Genomic DNA, 17,876 nt, shown 5'->3' with positions numbered 1-17,876 from the left:
GGCGTTATACGCACACATGGGCGCGGGCCGGTGTCTTGAATTAAGCAATCATGGCAACCTATGGTCCAAGGCCATGCGAAAACACAATCCCACAACCCAACCAATACAATGGGACTCCCCCACGCGTTATGTCATGGGCGTCAGAATGAGGCGGAAATTTAACAGGCGGGGAAACCTTGAACATTAAGTCCGAAGCCCATGCGGGGGTGAGCGGTATAACCGCCGAGCTTGGGCTCGGCTCTACAGTTACTTCCCGATGCAGAAACTGGAGAAGATCCGTCCCAACAGGTCATCGGCGCTCATCTGCCCGGTGATCTCGCCCAGCGCGTCATGCGCCAGGCGCAGCTCCTCGGCGGCCAGTTCCAGGTGTTCGTGCGCCAGCTCGCCATCGGCGCGCTGTGCGTGTTCCTGTGCGCGTTCGATCGCATCCACGTGGCGTGTGCGTGCGGAGAACTCACCGTCCACCTGCTCCCCTGCCCCGGCAGAGGCAATCGAGCGCAGACGCGCATGCAGGTCCTCCAGGCCGGCACCAGTCGCGGCCGAAACGAACACGCGGTCCGGGTCATCCAGCGCCGGCAACGCTTCCAGCAGGTCCGACTTGTTGTGGATGTAGACCCTGTGCGGCACCGCCGCTACGGCATCACCCAGCGCGGCCTCACCGGCCGCCGGATCGCGCGCGTCCAGGACGATCAACGCCAGATCGGTACGCTCGATCTCCACGTGGGCGCGGCGCATGCCTTCGCGTTCGATGGCGTCACCGCCGTCGCGCAGGCCGGCGGTGTCGACCAGGGTCAGCTCCAGGCCGTCCAGGCGGATGGTCTCGCGCAGGGTGTCGCGGGTGGTACCGGCGATGTCGGTGACGATGGCGCGCTCGCTACCGGCCAGCGCGTTGAGCAGTGAACTCTTGCCCGCATTCGGCGGACCGATCAGCACCGCGTGCAGGCCATCGCGGAGGCGACGGCCGCGTTCGGCATCGCGGCGCAGAATGGCCAGATCGCTGCGCGCCTGTTCCAGCCCACGCCGCACCTGCGCGCCACCGAGGGTATCCAGCGGTTCGTCAGCGAAGTCGATGGCCGCTTCCACATGGATGCGCAGCAGCACAAGCTGTTCGACCACGGCCTCGATGCGGCGCGAGAACACGCCATCCAGCGAGCGGCGTGCCGCGCGCGCGGCGCGGTTGTCACCGGCGGCGATCAGGTCGGCGATGGCCTCGGCCTGGGCCAGATCGAGCTTGCCGTTGAGGAAGGCGCGTTCGCTGAACTCGCCCGGCCGCGCCTGGCGGGCGCCCAGTGCGATGCAGCGCGCGACCAGTTGCTGCAGCAGCACCGGACTACCGTGGCCCTGCAGTTCCACCACTTCCTCGCCGGTGAAGCTGTTCGGCGCCGGGAACCACAGCACGATGCCATCGTCGATGACCTCGCCGTCGGCATCGCGCAGGCGCGCGTAGTGCGCATGGCGCGGCCGCAGCGCGGGCGCGCCCAGCGCGTTGGCGATCACCGCGGCGCGCGGGCCGGACAGGCGCAGCAGGCCGACACCGCCGGCGCCCGGCGCACTGGCAATCGCCACGATGGTGTCGGTGCGGATCGCGTCGTTCATGGCTCAGAGCTTCTCCAGCTGCGCGCGCGCCTGCGCCGCACCGCTGCCCTGTGGCTGCAGCGCCAGGTAAGTGGTGTAGGCCTGCTTCGCCTTGGGCTTGTCGCCCGCGTTGAAGTAGGCATCGCCCAGATTCAGATAGGCCACGGCGCGCGAGGGATCGATGTTCAGCGTGTTCTCCAGCCAGCGTGCGGCTTCAGCGTAGCGCTGCTGGCGGTAATAGACGAAGCCGAGGTTGTTGGCAGCCTGGGCAAAGTCCGGGCGAAGCTTCAGCGCCTCGGTGAACTGCGCCACCGCCTCGTCGTACTGCTTCTCGCGGTACAGCAGCAGGCCGCGGTCATTGGCCTGCTGCGCGCGCTGGCGATCCGATGCCGGGCCCGCAGTGGGCACCACCAGCTTGGCTTTGCCGCCCTGCAGGTCAGCCACGGTCACCGGTGCCTGGCTGCCCTTGGCTTCGCTGGCGGCTTCAACCTTGTTGTTCAGTGCGATCGCGTCGGCGGTCAGCTGGCGCGTATCGGCGTTGAGGAATTCCTGGCTGTCCGGCACCTGGAACACGAACTCGCCGCCCTGGGAACCGGGCAGGCTGCCGAACGCCGGCGTCTGGTGCGAAACGGCCGAGACGGCCGGCGCCACGTAGGCGGCCAGTTCGGTACCCGTGATCAGGCCATCGCCGTTGAGGTCGCCCTTGCCGGCCAGCGCCTGCAGCAGTACCCACGTAAACACCGAATGGCCATTGGGGCCGGCGTCGGCCACCTGCTGGTCGGCACCGCCGGCGGTCAGCATCTGGCGCGCGCTGCGGCGTGCGTTCTCGCGCAGGAACGACGACGACGAAGGGCCGCCACGGGTCAGGCCCAGGCCGCTGTAGCAGGCATCCATCACGAACATCACATGCTTGGCCTGCATGCTCTCGGCGATGTTCTGGATGTCGGTCATCGCGATGGCGTCGGTGGCGAATTCCTTCGGGTCCGAATCAACCGGGATGATGTAGCCGAGGTCGCGCCCGGAGGCGAGCTGGCGGGTAGCACCATGGCCGGCGAAGAACACGAACACACGGTCGTTCTTTCCGGTGCGGTCATCGGCCAGGCGGTCGTGGAAGGCGGCCAGGATGTTGTTGCGGGTGGCCTGCTCGTTCTTCAGCACGATCACCTGCGAGGACGGGAAGCCGAACTGTCCGGTCAATGTGTCGGCCACTGCCTGCGCGTCATGGCTGGCGTACTCCAGCTTCGGCCACTTGGCGTAGTTGTCGATGCCGACCACGATCGCCCACGACTTCTCGTAGCCGGTGGTGACGGTGGCGGCACCGGTGTCGCCCTTGCGCGCGCGCGCAACGGTGAAGTCGCGGCCGTTCCAGCCTGCGAACTGGTAGCCATCGGCAATCAGGCGGTCGAGGATCTGCGGCAGCGCCTTCACCGCACGATCGTGGATGTCGTGGAACAGGATGATGCCGCGCTGTTCCTTGTTCACCTGGTCGAGCACGCGCTGCACGATCGACTCCGGCACCGGATCGGCCCAGTCCATCGAGTCGATGTTCCACATGATCGATTTCAGCCCGGCCTCGTTGAGCAGCTGCAGGCCTTCGGCGTTGCGCGCGCCATAAGGGAAGCGGAACAGCGGTGCACGCTTGCTGTCGACGTCCTTCAGCAGCGTGTCGGTGTCCAGCACCTGCTGGCGCAGCGCATCACCGGTGGTGCGCGAGAGCTGGGCGTGGGTCAGGCTGTGGTTGCCCACCGCATAGCCCTCTTCCATCAGGTTGCGACTGATCTTCGCCATCGGGCCGAGACTGACCTTGCCATCGGCTTCCACCTTGCCCAGGTTGCGGCCCACTTCGAAGAACACGCCCGGCACGTCGTAACGCTTGAGGATGGCCACCACTTCATCGGTGTAGGCCTTGTGCGGGCCATCGTCGAAGGTCAGCACCACGGTCTTGGCGGGCAGGTCGCGGCCGAAGATCTCGCGGTCGCTGTCCTTCATCGACATCGGATACGGCTCGATCACGCCATAATCGCGCAGGATCGCTTCGCGGCTGTAGTCCTTGTGCAGGTGGGCGATGTAGTCCTCCCACTTCTCGCGCTTGAGCTCGATGGCACGGGTGCGCTCGAAGCGGCTGAAGATGCGGGTCAGTTCCTGGTTGTAGTTGCGTTCGATCTCATCGAGCGCTTCCAGGTCCTCGCCGATGCGCTGGTGCAGCTTCACCGCCGGCAGCGAAGAGTCGGTGCCAACGCGCTCATGCAGATCGCGCAGCACTTCGCGGAAAGCCAGGCGGTCGGCGTCGAACAGTTCCGGCGCCGACTCGATGTAGTCCAGCACGGTGCCGAGGGTGGCGAAGCGCTGAGGGCTGGAACCACGCAGCAGCGCATCGAACTGTGCGGCGATCGCCGTGCGCTGTTCCAGCCCATCGTGGAACAGCTGCTGGCCCACGCGCGTGGAGGTGCCGCGGTCGGCGGCCGACTGCTGTTCCTCGTCAGCCAGCAGCACGATGATCCGACGGTACCCGTCGAGCTGCTTCTGCAACGCAGCCAGCAACGGTGCGGCGGTCGGATCGGCGGCCGCCGCCGCCTGCGCGCTGGGCTGGGTGAGGGTGGTCGCCGGTGCCTTCGCGGCCTTGTCACCGCAGCTGGCAACGACCAGTGTGAGCAGCAGCGAAGGCAGGAACAGGCGGAACGACGACGCACGCGGCATGGCGGACTCGGAAGTGGGAGGAACGGTGTGCGGGGAATTCTAACGCCGCATGCGAAAAGCCCGCCTTGCGGCGGGCTTCTCGCGTCGATCGGGGCGGTTGAGTCGACTGTTAGTCGACTGCTCGTCCGCCAGTCGACTAACAGTCGACTCTACAAAGCAGGTGACCTGCGGTCGGGATTACTTCTTCTTGACCGGGGCCGGGGCGGTGGTGGCCGGGACCGGCTCGCCGCCATGGCGCTTGGTCATCCACCACTGCTGCAGCAGGCCCAAGCCACCGTTCACCACCCAGTACAGCACCAGGCCGGACGGCATGAAGGCCATCATGACGCCGAACACCAGCGGCATGAACTGCATCATCTTCTGCTGCATCGGGTCCATGCCCGGTGCCGGCGTCAGCTTCTGGGTGAACCACATCACCGCCACGTTGATGACCGGCAGGATGAAGTACGGGTCGCGTGCGGTCAGGTCCTGGATCCAGCCCAGCCACGGCGCCTGGCGCAGTTCGACCGACTCGACCAGCACCCAGTACAAAGCGAAGAAGATCGGCATCTGGATGAGGATCGGCAGGCAGCCGCCCATCGGATTGATCTTTTCCTTCTTGTACAGCTCCATCATCGCGGTCTGGAACTTCTGGCGGTCATCGCCATAGCGTTCCTTCAGCTGCGCGATGCGCGGCTGGAAGCGACGCATCTTGGCGCCGCTCTTGTACTGCACGGCCGACAGCGGGTACAGCACCAGCTTCAGCAGCACCACCAGGCCGACAATCGCCCAGCCCCAGTTGCCGACCAGCTTGTGCACCTGGTTCAGCACCCAGAACAGGCCCTGGCCGATCACCGCCATCATCGAGAAGCGGCTGTAGTCGACCACGCGGTCCAGGCCCGGCACGTCTTCCTTGGCGATCAGGTTGACCAGCTTCGGGCCGACCCACAGGCGGGCTTCGGTACTGGTGGACTGGCCCGGGGCCACGGTGAAGGCCGGGCCACGCGCCTCGATCAGGTCACGACCGGCCACCTGCGACAGCACGTAGTGCGCGGTCTGGTCCTTCTGCGGGATCCAGGCGGTGAAGAAGTGGTGCTGCAGCATCGCCAGCCAGCCGCCGGTGATGTTCTGGTTCAGCGTGCCGTCTTCCAGGTAGTCCTTGAACGCACGACGCTGGTACTTCTTGTCGTTGTCGTACCAGGTGGCACCGTTGAAGCTGAACGAATCCGGGTTGGTCATGCTCCGCGACAGGATGGTCGGGGTGCGGTCCAGGGTGCGGTAGACGTAGCCGTTCCACGGCGCGGCGCCGGCATTGCTGACTTCGTCCTTGAATCGCACGGCGTACTCGTTGCGCGAGACGGTCAGGGTGCGCTTGATGGTCACGCCGTTGTCGGCGGTCCACACGAACGGGATCTGCAGCTCGTTCTGGCCCTTGGCCAGCACGAAGTCCTTGGTGTCACCGACCAGCTTGAAGCCATCGGCGCCCGGCACCGGGGTGTTCTTGTCTTCGCTGGCCCAGCCACTGATCGCGCTGTACGGATGCGCGGGGTCTTCGGTCAGCAGGCGGACCGGCGGGCTGCCCTCGTCCTTGGTCTGCGGGAACTGCAGCAGCTCGGCGTCCAGCACGCGGCCGCCGTCCAGCACCAGGCGCAGCACGTCGGTGGTGACGGTCACGCGCTGGCTGGCCGGGGTGGCGCTGGCCTGGGCCTGCACGGCCGCCTGGCCCGGTGCGCCCGGCACCTGGGCGCTGGGGATGGCGCCCGGGGTCGCGCCCGGAACACTCTGTGCGGCGGTCGGGGCCGACGTGGTCGTCGGTGCCGGGGTCGGGGCAGCCTTTTCACGGCTCCACTCCATCCACAGCAGCACGGCCACCATCAGCCAGGCAAAAATGAGGAATACGCGGGTCTGGTTCATCAGCGGACAGGCTCGGCGGGGCCGGGACGCGATGCCGGCTCGGTCAAAGAAGGAGTTGCGATGCCATCAGGCGGCGGCATTGTGCCGTCCACGCCCGGCGTGGGCAATGCACGCAGGCGACGCAGCAGGCGCAGGAAGGCCTGGCGGATCTCGTCGTTGCTGGCGGAACGCGCAGCACTACGGGCCACGACGACAAAGTCGCCTGGCTGGATGTCGGTACGTGTCTGACGCAGGATGTCGCGCAGGACGCGCTTGATCCGGTTACGCCCGACGGCGTTCGGATCAACCTTGCGGGAAACCGCCAGACCCAGCCTGGCCGGCCGGTCAGCCGGCAGCCAGTGCAGGGTCATCAGCGGATCGGACACACGGCGGGCGCCGTTGAAGACCGTTGAATATTCGGCACGCGTGCGAACCCGCGCAGAGCGAGGGAATCGCTTGCGCGGGTCTGCAGTATTCACTGTCGAAGGGATTGCGTCTGCCGCGAGGTGCGGCATGGCAATCAGGCGCTCAGGACTTTGCGGCCCTTGGCGCGGCGACGCGACAGGATCTTGCGGCCGTCAGCGGTCTTCATACGGGCACGGAAGCCGTGGTCGCGCTTACGCTTGAGGTTGCTGGGCTGGTAGGTGCGCTTCGTGGCCATTGGGGGCCTCTCGTATGAATGGGACGGAAAGAACCGGAAATTCTAGAGAGGTACCCCGGCCCAAGTCAACCCCTGGCAGCTACGCGAATTCACCGGGCTGTGCAATAGCTGTGGATGTTTTTGTGAATAAGTAGGGGACAAGCATTCCGAAGGCGGGCGCTCGGTGGTAGTCTGAGCCATCCATTTCCCCCCTTTCCGGCCTGTGTTTGGGCGCCTTGTCGCGTCCATGCCCCGGCCACCGGACGATTATTGCTGATGGATGCTTGGTCCCGTAGTCTCGAGCGCCTCGAAGCGGAGTTCCCGCCGGAAGACGTTCATACCTGGTTGAAGCCACTGCAGGCCGATCTGCGCGTGGACAGCCTGGTGCTGTATGCACCGAATGCCTTCATCGTCGACCAGGTCCGCGAGCTTTATCTGGCCCGGATCCGCGAACTGCTGGCGCATTTCGCCGGCTTCAGCGACGTTTTTCTTGAAATCGGCTCGCGCCCGCGCCCTGTGGAGGCACAGAACTCGCCGGTTTCCACGCCATCGGCGCATGTGTCCAGCGAACCGCAGGTGCCGTTTGCCGGCAACCTGGACAATCACTACACGTTCGCCAACTTCGTTGAAGGCCGCAGCAACCAGCTGGGCCTGGCCGCGGCGTTCCAGGCTGCGCAGAAACCGGGCGACCGTGCGCACAACCCACTGCTGCTGTACGGAGGCACCGGCCTGGGCAAGACCCACCTGATGTTCGCCGCCGGCAACGCGATGCGCCAGGCCAATCCAGGCGCGAAGGTGCTGTACCTGCGCTCGGAACAGTTCTTCAGCGCAATGATCCGGGCCCTGCAGGAAAAGACCATGGATCAGTTCAAGCGCCAGTTCCAGCAGGTGGACGCGCTGCTGATCGATGACATCCAGTTCTTCGCCGGCAAGGACCGCACCCAGGAAGAGTTCTTCCACACCTTCAACGCGCTGTTCGATGGCAAGCAGCAGATCATCCTGACCTGCGACCGTTATCCGCGCGAGGTCGAGGGCCTGGAAGCGCGCCTGAAGTCGCGGCTTGCCTGGGGCCTGTCGGTCGCGATCGAACCGCCGGACTTTGAAACCCGCGCCGCCATCGTGCTGGCCAAGGCGCGCGAACGCGGGGCCGAGATTCCCGATGATGTTGCGTTCCTGATCGCCAAGAAGATGCGCTCCAACGTGCGCGACCTCGAGGGCGCGCTCAATACCCTGACCGCCCGCGCCAATTTCACGGGCCGCGCGATCACCACCGAATTCGCCCAGGAAACCCTGCGCGACCTGCTGCGTGCCCAGCAGCAGGCGATCAGCATTCCCAACATCCAGAAAACCGTGGCCGACTACTACGGGCTGCAGATCAAGGATCTGCTGTCCAAGCGTCGGACCCGTTCGCTGGCCCGCCCCCGCCAGGTCGCCATGGCCCTGACCAAGGAGCTGACCGAGCACAGCCTGCCCGAGATCGGCGACGCGTTTGCCGGTCGCGATCACACCACGGTGCTGCATGCCTGCCGCCAGATCCGCACCCTGATGGAAACCGACGGCAAGCTCCGCGAGGACTGGGACAAGCTGATCCGGAAGCTGAGCGAATGATGCACGGATGCCGATGAGGCGTCATCGCACAAAACGGTGCAGAATCCGGTAGCAAGCGCGGGACACGTTGTGGATAAAAATGGCGTTTGAAATCGCGCCGAATTTATCCACAGCTTTCCCCACCCCCTGGGGGTCGGTAATACAGAGGGTTTCGAGGTCTGAAATTCTTTTATTTACAAAGACTTAGCGTTGTTTTCCAGCGATTCTGTCTCTACCAGCACCACCAAGCTTTTGATTTATTCCACATTTTTTAAAGCATAGGGGCACGGAACCACATGCGTTTCACACTGCAGCGCGAAGCCTTTCTCAAGCCGTTGGCACAGGTCGTCAACGTGGTCGAACGCCGCCAGACCCTTCCGGTTCTGGCCAATTTCCTGGTCCAGGTACAGAACGGCCAGCTGTCGCTGACCGGTACCGACCTGGAAGTGGAGATGGTGTCGCGGATCGCGGTTGAAGACGCCCAGGACGGCGAAACCACCATTCCCGCCCGCAAACTGTTCGAGATCATCCGTGCCCTGCCCGACGGCAGCCGGATCACCGTCTCGCAGACCGGTGACAAGATCACCGTGCAGGCCGGCCGCAGCCGCTTCACCCTGGCAACCCTGCCCTCCAATGACTTCCCGTCGGTGGACGAAGTGGAAGCCACCGAGCGCGTGGCCATTGGCGAAGCGACCCTCAAGGAACTGATCGAACGCACCGCGTTCGCGATGGCCCAGCAGGACGTGCGCTACTACCTCAACGGCCTGCTGTTCGATCTGCGCGGCGATGCCCTGCGGACCGTCGCCACCGACGGCCATCGCCTGGCCCTGTGTGAAACCGACCTGGCCAAGCCCAGCGGTTCCAAGCGCCAGATCATCGTGCCCCGCAAGGGCGTGACCGAACTGCAGCGCCTGCTGGAAAGCGGCGATCGCGAGATCGAGCTGGAAGTCGGCCGCAGCCACGTCCGCGTCAAGCGCGACGATGTCACCTTCACCTCGAAGCTGATCGACGGTCGCTTCCCGGATTACGAAGCGGTGATCCCGATCGGTGCCGACCGCGAAGTTAAGGTGGATCGCGAAGCGCTGCGCGCCTCGCTGCAGCGCGCCGCGATCCTGTCCAACGAGAAGTATCGCGGCATCCGAGTGGAAGTCTCGCCGGGCAACCTGAAGATCAGCGCGCACAACCCGGAGCAGGAAGAAGCCCAGGAAGAAATCGAAGCCGACACCACGGTCAGCGATCTGGCCATTGGCTTCAATGTGAACTACCTGCTGGATGCCCTGTCCGCGCTGCGCGACGAGGAAGTCATCATCCAGCTGCGCGACTCCAATTCCTCGGCGCTGGTGCGTGAATCCAGCAGTGAGAAGTCGCGTCACGTAGTCATGCCGCTGCGTCTCTGACAGCAGCGCTGTTCCACGTGGAACCGAACGACGCCCGGGATCTTCCCGGGCGTTTTTTTTGTTCCACGTGGAGCATTGAATCGGGTTGCCGAGCAGCCTCCGTTTGGAGGGACGTCATCCTTCTTGTTGGTCCCCTCTTTCGCTCTGCCTTCAGCACCATTCATGGCGAGCGTTGGAACCTGCGATTGCAGCCAATGCCCGCTGGCGCATCCCCTTCGATCGGAAGCGCCCGCACCTGGATTCTCAACGCGGTGCATTCGGCCAGATCTGACTGGATTGACGAAGCGCCCCGCCGCTGATGCCGCGATCCCCGCAGCTTCTGCAAACGCCTCTGTCCACAGGAGCGATTCGAGGCAGTTTGGGCCAAGCCTAGCTTCTAAATCTGGGTATAAATCTAAAGCATGGTGGTGATGGTAGGGCCAGATTTCGTGGAGAAACAAGCTATCTATATGATTTAAAAGAAATTTATAAGCCTGAAACCCCCTGTATAGAGGCCCCTAAGGCTGGGGGGGAACCTGTGGATAGTTTTCAGCGGCAGGCAAAAGGGCTTTTTTATCCACAGATTGCCCATACCTTGTGTATAAGTCATACAGACCCGCTGTGGACAGCGTGAAACGAAGGCGCTGAATTCTTTGAAATCTGTGGAACCCTCCAGGACATTGGATCGCAGATTTGAAGGAATCCGGGGGGGCATCCGACCGCACCCCCTGCCGAAGCGCGCACTCACACCTGTGTAAAAGCGCTGGAATCGTTGAAATCTGAGGGTCGATGCCCTGCTGCCCTCGGCAGAATTGAAGGGATTTCGGCCACGTCCAGGCCTGCAAGGGGCCAAGCGGACGGCGTGGTGCCACGTGGAACGTGCGATTGCCAAGCGCGCAGAGGCCTCTGCTCTGCTTGGTCGCTGGCGTGGCGCGTCCTCCTTGACCGATGCAGTAAGCTGATGGATTCCCTGCCCCACTACCGCCTCGTGCGGATGGTCTTTCGCGCCCCATGCTTATCCGCCGCCTCGCCCTGCACCAACTGCGTCGTTTCAGTGCGGTGGACCTGTCGCCCCAGCCGGGATTGAACCTGCTGACCGGCGACAACGGTGCCGGCAAGACCAGCGTGCTCGAAGCCTTGCATCTGATGGCCTATGGACGCAGCTTCCGTGGCCGGGTCCGCGATGGATTGGTGCGTCAGGGCCAGGAAGCGTTGGAAATCTTCGTGGAATGGGACGAACAGCGTGCCGATCACCCGCCCCACCGCCGAAAGGCCGGGCTGCGCCACAGCGGCCAGGACTGGAAGGGGCGATTGGACGGCGAAGATGTCGCGCAGCTGGGCAATCTCTGTGCAGCGCTGGCGGTGGTGACGTTCGAGCCCGGCAGCCATGCGTTGGTCAGTGGTGGTGGCGAGCCCCGCCGCCGCTTCCTCGATTGGGGCTTGTTCCACGTGGAACCGGGCTTTCTGTCCCTGTGGCGCCGTTACTCCCGGGCGCTGAAGCAGCGCAATGCCCTGCTCAAGCAGGGCGGGCCCTCGCGGATGCTCGATACCTGGGATCACGAGCTGGCCGAGGCCGGAGAACCACTGACAAGCCGCCGCCAGCACTACCTGGAGCGTCTGCAGCAGCGCACTGTGGCCTTGGCCGCCAGCCTGGCTCCGCAACTCGGCATCCAGGGACTGGAACTGAGTCCTGGATGGCGGCGGCATGAACTTCCGCTGGCCGATGCCCTGCTTCTGGCCCGGGAACGCGACCGCCAGGCTGGGTATACCTCGGTCGGCCCGCACCGGGCGGACTGGAGCGTTGATTTCCAGAGCATTCCGGGTCGCGATGCGCTGTCCCGGGGCCAGGCCAAGCTGACGGCATTGGCCTGCCTGCTCGCGCAGGCCGAAGACTATGCCGAACAGCGTGGCGAATGGCCGGTGATCGCGCTGGATGATCTGGCTTCGGAGCTGGATCGCACCCACCAGGCGCGGGTACTGGAGCGCCTGCTCAATGGCCCAGCACAGATCTTCATCACCGCCACCGAAACCCCAGCGGCGCTGCACGAACTGACCCACATCGCCCGGTTCCACGTGGAACATGCACAGATCGTGGCTGTGCCATAGTGGGCGCACCAGGGCCGCTCGACCCCGGCTGGTATAATTCGGGTTGGAATCCTTTCATTCTCGGCGCATCGCCCCAAGCGGTGGCCGACCTGCGGAGCCTACGGCAAGCGCAATGAGCGACGAACAGAACACCCCGGCAAACAACGGCAATTACGACGCCAACAGCATTACCGCCCTGGAAGGCCTGGAGGCTGTCCGCAAGCGTCCCGGCATGTACATCGGTGACGTGCATGACGGCACCGGTCTGCACCACATGGTGTTCGAGGTTGTCGACAACTCGATCGACGAAGCGCTGGCCGGCCACGCCGACCACGTCGCGGTGACGATCCACGCCGACGGCTCGGTTTCGGTGTCCGACAACGGCCGTGGTATCCCGACCGGCAAGCATGAGCAGATGAGTGCCAAGCTCGGTCGCGAAGTGTCTGCGGCCGAAGTCGTCATGACCGTCCTGCACGCAGGCGGCAAGTTCGACGACAACAGCTACAAGGTTTCGGGCGGTCTGCACGGCGTCGGCGTCAGCGTGGTCAATGCGCTGTCGCAGAAGCTGCTGGTGGACGTGTTCCAGAACGGCTTTCACTACCAGCAGGAATTCAGCAACGGCGCCGCAGTGACCGCGCTGGCCAAGCTGGAAACCACCACCAAGCGCGGCACCACCGTGCGCTTCTGGCCGTCCACCGTCGCCTTCCACGACAACGTGGAGTTCCACTACGACATCCTGGCCCGTCGCCTGCGCGAACTGTCGTTCCTGAACTCCGGCGTCAAGATCGTCCTTGCTGACGAGCGTGGCGATGGCCGCCGCGATGACTTCCACTACGAAGGCGGCATCCGCAGCTTCGTGGAGCACCTGGCCCAGCTGAAGACCCCGCTGCACCCGAATGTCATCTCGGTTACCGGCGAGCACAATGGCATCGTGGTGGATGTGGCGCTGCAGTGGACCGACTCCTACCAGGAGACGATGTACTGCTTCACCAACAACATCCCGCAGAAGGACGGTGGTACCCACCTGGCCGGTTTCCGCGGTGCGCTGACCCGCGTGCTCAACAACTACATCGAGCAGAACGGCATCGCCAAGCAGGCCAAGATCAACCTGACCGGCGACGACATGCGCGAAGGCATGATTGCGGTGCTGTCGGTGAAGGTGCCGGACCCGAGCTTCTCCAGCCAGACCAAGGAAAAGCTGGTCAGCTCCGACGTGCGCCCGGCGGTGGAAAACGCCTTCGGTGCGCGCCTGGAAGAATTCCTGCAGGAAAACCCGAACGAAGCCAAGGCGATCGCCGGCAAGATCGTCGATGCCGCACGTGCACGTGAAGCCGCGCGCAAGGCCCGCGACCTGACCCGCCGCAAGGGTGCGCTGGATATCGCCGGCCTGCCGGGCAAGCTGGCCGACTGCCAGGAAAAGGATCCGGCGCTGTCCGAGCTGTTCATCGTCGAGGGTGACTCGGCAGGTGGCTCGGCCAAGCAGGGCCGCAATCGCAAGAACCAGGCGGTGCTGCCGCTGCGCGGCAAGATCCTCAACGTGGAACGCGCGCGCTTCGACCGCATGCTGTCCTCCGACCAGGTCGGTACGCTGATCACCGCGCTGGGCACCGGCATCGGCCGTGACGAGTACAACCCGGACAAGCTGCGTTACCACAAGATCATCATCATGACCGACGCCGACGTCGACGGCGCCCACATCCGCACCCTGCTGCTGACGTTCTTCTACCGTCAGATGCCGGAGCTGATCGAGCGCGGTTACGTCTACATCGGCCTGCCGCCGCTGTACAAGATCAAGCAGGGCAAGCAGGAGCTGTATCTGAAGGATGACCCGGCGCTGGACAGCTACCTGGCCAGCAGCGCGGTGGAAAACGCTGCGCTGGTGCCGGCCACCGGCGAACCAGGCATCGAAGGCCTGGCACTGGAGAAGCTGCTGCTGGCGTACGCCGCTGCCCTCGATTCCATCGAGCGCAACGCGCACCGCTACGACCGCAACCTGCTCGAAGCGCTGGTCGATTTCGTGCCGATGGACCTGGAGAGCCTGCGCAGTGCCGGCGAAGGCGAAGGCCTGGATGCACTGGCCAAGCGACTCAACCAGGGCAGCCTGGGCAGCCCGCGCTTCAGCCTGGAGCTGCAGGAAGCCAACGATGAGCGTCCGGCCGCCGTACTGGTCACCCGTCGCCACATGGGCGAACAGCACATCCAGGTACTGCCCATGTCGGCGTTCGAGAGTGGTGAACTGCGCGCGATCCACCAGGCCTCCAAGCTGCTGCATGGCCTGGTTCGCGAAGGTGCAACCATCTCCCGCGGCGCCAAGTCGATCGAAGTGGACAGCTTCGCCAAGGCGCAGAACTGGCTGCTCGAAGAGGCCAAGCGTGGCCGCCAGATCCAGCGATTCAAGGGTCTGGGTGAAATGAATCCGGAGCAGCTGTGGGACACCACCGTGAACCCGGAAACCCGCCGACTGCTGCAGGTGCGCATCGAAGACGCTGTCGCAGCCGACCAGATCTTCAGCACCCTGATGGGCGATGTCGTCGAACCGCGTCGCGATTTCATCGAGGACAACGCGCTGAAGGTCGCCAACCTGGATATCTGACACAATCCGGTGATGGCCGGTGCGCGGGGAGGCGCGCCGGCCTTCGATCCTTGAACGCAGGTACCCGATGTCCGCATCCGCCCCGGCTTCCGCCCCGCCCCCGATTCCGCCGGCCTCGGCCGCGCCGCGTGTCGCTTCACCGCTGGCGGGGTTTTTCATCGATCTGGGCATCGCCGCTGTCACCCTGTGCGGCCTGAGCCTGATCAGCGGCCTGCTGTGGGGCCTTTACCGTGGTGTGGTGGTTGGCTACGCCAATGCGCAGGCCAGCGGTGGAACGCCCGACGCCAATTCGGTCGCGGCGACACTGGGCCAGCCCGGCGCGCTTGCACAGATTCTCATGGCGCTGTTTGCCACCGGTGGCGCTGCGTTGCTGCTGTACTTCTGGCGACGGCCAGCCAATACCGCCGAGCGTCACGCGTCGCGCCAGGCGCTGCGCCGCCCCTCCACCTGGGGCTGGACCCTGCTGGTGGCGACCCTGATCGTGCTCGGCAGCAACGGCATTGCCTTCCTGGCCAAGCAGTTCGGCATCGAGCCGGTCCCCACCAATCTGGCGCTGATGCAGAGCGCGATCGCACGTTTCCCGTTGTTCCTGGTGCTGTTCGCCGTGGCACTGGCGCCGGCCTACGAGGAACTGCTGTTCCGCCGCGTGCTGTTTGGCCGCCTGTGGAAGGCCGGGCGCCCGTGGTTGGGCGTGGTACTGAGCAGCCTCGCATTCGCCCTGATCCATGAGATCCCTGGAACCAGCGCCAATGGCCCGGCCGAAATCGCACAACTTTGGCTGGTCTATGGCGGCATGGGGGCTGCGTTCTGCTGGCTCTACCAGCGTACCGGCACGTTGTGGGCGGCGATCACCGCGCATGCGTTGAACAATGCGGTTGCCCTTGCCGCGATGGTGTTCCTGGGGTCAACGTAACGCCGCGTCCGCTTGACGAAAGATTAAGCCGCTACGCTACACACTGCCCATATGAACACGGGGGAGCTTCCATGAAACAACTGCTGCTGGCCCTTGTCATCACCACTCTGGTCAGCGCCTGCGCGACCACCACCTCCCCTACCGGCCGCCGGCAGATGGTGGGCGGCGTCTCGCAGGCACAGCTGGACCAGCTCGGCGCACAGGCGTTCGCCGAAACAAAGCAGAAGGAAAAGATCAGCACCGACGGCCGCCAGAACGGTTACGTGCAGTGCGTGGTCAATGCCCTGGTCGCGCAGTTGCCGCCTCAGTACCGTGGCGTACGGTGGGAGACGGCAGTGTTCGTCGACAAGGAGCCCAACGCCTTCGCCCTGCCCGGCGGCAAGGTCGGCGTGAACACCGGCATCTTCACCGTGGCCAAGAATCAGGACCAGCTGGCTGCCGTGATCGGCCATGAAATCGGCCATGTCATCGCCCGTCACCACGAAGAACGCATCACCCGCCAGATGGGCGCGCAGACCGGCCTGGCCGTGCTCGGTGCGCTGGCCGGTGCGGCCTATGGCGAAGGCGCTGCCAGCACCGTCAACCAGCTCGGCGGCATGGGCGCGCAGACGGCCTTCCTGCTGCCCGGCTCACGCACCCAGGAAAGCGAGGCTGACGTAATCGGCCAGCGGCTGATGGCCCAGGCCGGTTTCAATCCGGCGCAGGCAGTGGACCTGTGGCAGAACATGATGGCCGCCAGCGGCGGCCGCAGCCCGCAATGGCTGTCCACCCACCCCGATCCGGCCAACCGGATCCAGGAACTGCGACGCGATGCCCCGGCCCTGACGCCGGTCTATCAGCAGGCGCAGGCGGCCGGGCTGCGGCCAAAGTGCGGATGAGTGCGCAGTTCTATGCTGTATTGCAGCACATAAAACGATTTCTCACGCCATCTGTTTCTGATACGTTTGGCGGCTCAGATTTTTCTGACAGTCCGACTTTGCCGCTAACCGGCGGTTCGATCGAGGTGAACGATGATTTTCCGTAACCACAAAGCTGTGCTTTCCGTCCTCGTCGCGACCGCCCTGACCGGCGCCGTGGTCACCGATGCCTTCGCGCAGTCCTCGCGTTCCTCCGAGCGCGGCAACCGCGGCGGCAAGCAGGCCAAGGCCGAGGCGCTGTACCCGAACGCGACCCGCCAGGAGCCGACGGTCAAGGCCTCGGCCAAGATGGGCAGCAAGCTGCAGAAAATGATCGACAGCTACAACAAGGAAAAGTTCCCGGAGACCCGCGAGCAGGCCGACGCGATCCTGGCTGACAGCGCCGCGAACGAGTACGACAAGTCGCTGGCCGCGCAGCTGGCCTCGCAGGCGGCCTACCAGACCGACGACGCCCCGGCGGCGATCGCCTATCTGAAGCAGGTCCTGCAGTTCAACGGCCTGGACAACAATGGCCACTTCCAGTCGATGCTGATGCTGGGCCAGCTGGAGCTGCAGGAAGACAAGACCGCCGAAGGCCTGGCAACCCTCGACAAGTACTTCGCCGAGAGCAAGTCGACCAAGCCGGAAGAACTGATCGCCAAGGGCCAGGCGCTGTACCAGCTGGAGCGCTACCAGGAAGCGATCCCGGTGCTGAAGCAGGCCATCGCCGGTTCCGCCGAACCGAAGGACAACTGGAACCAGCTGCTGATGGCGGCCCTGTCCGAAGCCGGCCAGTCCGGTGAAGCGGTCAAGGAAGCCGAGGCGCTGGCCGCCAAGAACCCGAACGACAAGAAGGCCCAGCTGAACCTGGCCAGCATGTACATGCAGGCCGACCAGATGGACAAGGCGGCCGCGGTGATGGACAAGCTGCGCAGCAGCGGCCAGCTCACCGAAGAGCGCGAGTACAAGCAGCTGTACTCGATCTATGCCAACACCGACAAAAAGGAAAAGGACGTCATCGCGGTCATCAACGAAGGGTTGCAGAAGGGCATCCTCAAGCCGGACTACCAGGTTTACCTGGCGCTGGCCCAGTCCTACTACTACTCCGACCAGGTGCCGCAGGCGATCGATGCGTGGCAGAAGGCTGCCCCGCTGTCCAAGGACGGTGAGACCTACCTGAACCTGGCACGCGTCCTGCATGCCGAAGGTCGCATCCCGGAGGCCAAGCAGGCCGCCCAGCAGGCGCTGGCGAAGGGTGTGAAGAACCAGGCTGATGCCAAGAAAATCATCAACCTGAAGTAAGTAGGAATAACGCCTGAATGCCTGCTCAGTTGATGCGCAGGCGCTCAGGATTGGTATAAGCTTGGAGGTTCCTGCGGTGTCATGCACCGCTGATCAGGGATTCCGCCCCCGGCATCCCGGCCCCACTATTGAGCTCTTGGCGCATGACGGAACAACTAGTCGTTCACCGGTACGAACAACCCGATGACAAGGGGCTGAGCTGGCCTCGCATCGTCGGCATCGCGTTTGTAATTGCCCTGCATCTGGCCGCCTTCATGATGCTCCTCATTCCCGCCGTGGCTCCCAAGGCCGTGGCTGAGAAGGAGCGCAACGTCATGGTGACCATCGTCGATGCGCCGCC

The 17,876-nt window shown here is 64.4% G+C and carries 12 protein-coding genes and 1 pseudogene; 8 read left to right on the top strand and 5 right to left on the bottom strand.

What is annotated here, in order from left to right; translation table 11 throughout:
- Positions 1-246: 246 nt before the first annotated feature.
- The 5 genes from mnmE to rpmH all read right to left on the bottom strand — a co-directional run bounded on the left by mnmE (position 247) and on the right by rpmH (position 6,805).
- A complete protein-coding gene (gene mnmE / locus QRO91_RS08210) occupies positions 247-1,596 on the bottom strand; it encodes a tRNA uridine-5-carboxymethylaminomethyl(34) synthesis GTPase MnmE (protein WP_049429188.1) in 1,350 nt (449 codons plus the stop codon).
- A 3-nt stretch (positions 1,597-1,599) separates the two neighbouring features.
- Entirely contained in the window at positions 1,600-4,272 is a 2,673-nt protein-coding gene (locus tag QRO91_RS08205) for a polysaccharide deacetylase family protein (RefSeq protein WP_049429187.1), read from the bottom strand.
- Between the two features lie 177 nt (positions 4,273-4,449).
- Positions 4,450-6,165: a membrane protein insertase YidC gene (gene yidC / locus QRO91_RS08200; RefSeq protein WP_049429186.1), complete on the bottom strand. Its 1,716-nt coding sequence runs from the start codon at positions 6,163-6,165 to the stop codon at positions 4,450-4,452.
- Positions 6,165-6,659 carry a ribonuclease P protein component gene (gene rnpA / locus QRO91_RS08195; RefSeq protein ID WP_080355007.1) on the bottom strand — a complete coding sequence of 165 codons (495 nt, stop codon included), beginning with the start codon at positions 6,657-6,659 and terminating at the stop codon, positions 6,165-6,167. Before rnpA ends, yidC begins: the two co-directional genes overlap by 1 nt.
- A gap of 5 nt (positions 6,660-6,664) precedes the next feature.
- On the bottom strand, positions 6,665-6,805 hold the full coding sequence (rpmH, locus tag QRO91_RS08190) for a 50S ribosomal protein L34 (protein WP_005411729.1): 141 nt from the start codon (positions 6,803-6,805) through the stop codon (positions 6,665-6,667).
- A 255-nt stretch (positions 6,806-7,060) separates the two neighbouring features.
- Between rpmH and dnaA the strand changes: the two genes are divergently transcribed.
- The 8 genes and pseudogenes from dnaA to QRO91_RS08150 all read left to right on the top strand — a co-directional run.
- On the top strand, positions 7,061-8,392 hold the full coding sequence (dnaA, locus tag QRO91_RS08185) for a chromosomal replication initiator protein DnaA (protein ID WP_049429225.1): 1,332 nt from the start codon (positions 7,061-7,063) through the stop codon (positions 8,390-8,392).
- Positions 8,393-8,667: 275 nt separating this feature from the next.
- On the top strand, positions 8,668-9,768 hold the full coding sequence (dnaN, locus tag QRO91_RS08180; RefSeq protein WP_005411731.1) for a DNA polymerase III subunit beta: 1,101 nt from the start codon (positions 8,668-8,670) through the stop codon (positions 9,766-9,768).
- Positions 9,769-10,758: 990 nt separating this feature from the next.
- Positions 10,759-11,853: a DNA replication/repair protein RecF gene (gene recF / locus QRO91_RS08175; RefSeq protein WP_197619881.1), complete on the top strand. Its 1,095-nt coding sequence runs from the start codon at positions 10,759-10,761 to the stop codon at positions 11,851-11,853.
- A gap of 112 nt (positions 11,854-11,965) precedes the next feature.
- Entirely contained in the window at positions 11,966-14,425 is a 2,460-nt protein-coding gene (gene gyrB, locus QRO91_RS08170; RefSeq protein ID WP_049429184.1) for a DNA topoisomerase (ATP-hydrolyzing) subunit B, read from the top strand.
- A gap of 67 nt (positions 14,426-14,492) precedes the next feature.
- On the top strand, positions 14,493-15,338 hold the full coding sequence (locus tag QRO91_RS08165) for a CPBP family intramembrane glutamic endopeptidase (protein WP_197650264.1): 846 nt from the start codon (positions 14,493-14,495) through the stop codon (positions 15,336-15,338).
- A 71-nt stretch (positions 15,339-15,409) separates the two neighbouring features.
- Positions 15,410-16,216, top strand: coding sequence for a M48 family metallopeptidase (locus tag QRO91_RS08160; RefSeq protein WP_010487422.1), 807 nt, complete (start codon positions 15,410-15,412; stop codon positions 16,214-16,216).
- A 132-nt stretch (positions 16,217-16,348) separates the two neighbouring features.
- Complete coding sequence (locus tag QRO91_RS08155) at positions 16,349-17,536, top strand: lipopolysaccharide assembly protein LapB (protein WP_049429182.1); 1,188 nt, start codon at positions 16,349-16,351, stop codon at positions 17,534-17,536.
- Between the two features lie 143 nt (positions 17,537-17,679).
- A pseudogene (locus tag QRO91_RS08150) lies at positions 17,680-17,876 on the top strand (energy transducer TonB); the annotation flags it as partial.

Source organism: Stenotrophomonas maltophilia group sp. Smal32 (assembly GCF_030237085.1).
Lineage (GTDB): Bacteria > Pseudomonadota > Gammaproteobacteria > Xanthomonadales > Xanthomonadaceae > Stenotrophomonas > Stenotrophomonas maltophilia_Q.
Note: the sequence above shows the minus strand (reverse complement) of the source record. Positions and strands in the feature narration are given on the sequence as shown.

Excerpts from the sequence above, each read along its gene's own strand:
- mnmE (WP_049429188.1), bottom strand. The coding sequence starts at position 1,596 with ATGAACGACGCGATCCGCACCGACACCATCGTGGCGATTGCCAGTGCG.
- QRO91_RS08205 (WP_049429187.1), bottom strand. The coding sequence starts at position 4,272 with ATGCCGCGTGCGTCGTCGTTCCGCCTGTTCCTGCCTTCGCTGCTGCTC.
- yidC (WP_049429186.1), bottom strand. The coding sequence starts at position 6,165 with ATGAACCAGACCCGCGTATTCCTCATTTTTGCCTGGCTGATGGTGGCC.
- rnpA (WP_080355007.1), bottom strand. The coding sequence starts at position 6,659 with ATGCCGCACCTCGCGGCAGACGCAATCCCTTCGACAGTGAATACTGCA.
- rpmH (WP_005411729.1), bottom strand. The coding sequence starts at position 6,805 with ATGGCCACGAAGCGCACCTACCAGCCCAGCAACCTCAAGCGTAAGCGC.
- dnaA (WP_049429225.1), top strand. The coding sequence starts at position 7,061 with ATGGATGCTTGGTCCCGTAGTCTCGAGCGCCTCGAAGCGGAGTTCCCG.
- dnaN (WP_005411731.1), top strand. The coding sequence starts at position 8,668 with ATGCGTTTCACACTGCAGCGCGAAGCCTTTCTCAAGCCGTTGGCACAG.
- recF (WP_197619881.1), top strand. The coding sequence starts at position 10,759 with ATGCTTATCCGCCGCCTCGCCCTGCACCAACTGCGTCGTTTCAGTGCG.
- gyrB (WP_049429184.1), top strand. The coding sequence starts at position 11,966 with ATGAGCGACGAACAGAACACCCCGGCAAACAACGGCAATTACGACGCC.
- QRO91_RS08165 (WP_197650264.1), top strand. The coding sequence starts at position 14,493 with ATGTCCGCATCCGCCCCGGCTTCCGCCCCGCCCCCGATTCCGCCGGCC.
- QRO91_RS08160 (WP_010487422.1), top strand. The coding sequence starts at position 15,410 with ATGAAACAACTGCTGCTGGCCCTTGTCATCACCACTCTGGTCAGCGCC.
- QRO91_RS08155 (WP_049429182.1), top strand. The coding sequence starts at position 16,349 with ATGATTTTCCGTAACCACAAAGCTGTGCTTTCCGTCCTCGTCGCGACC.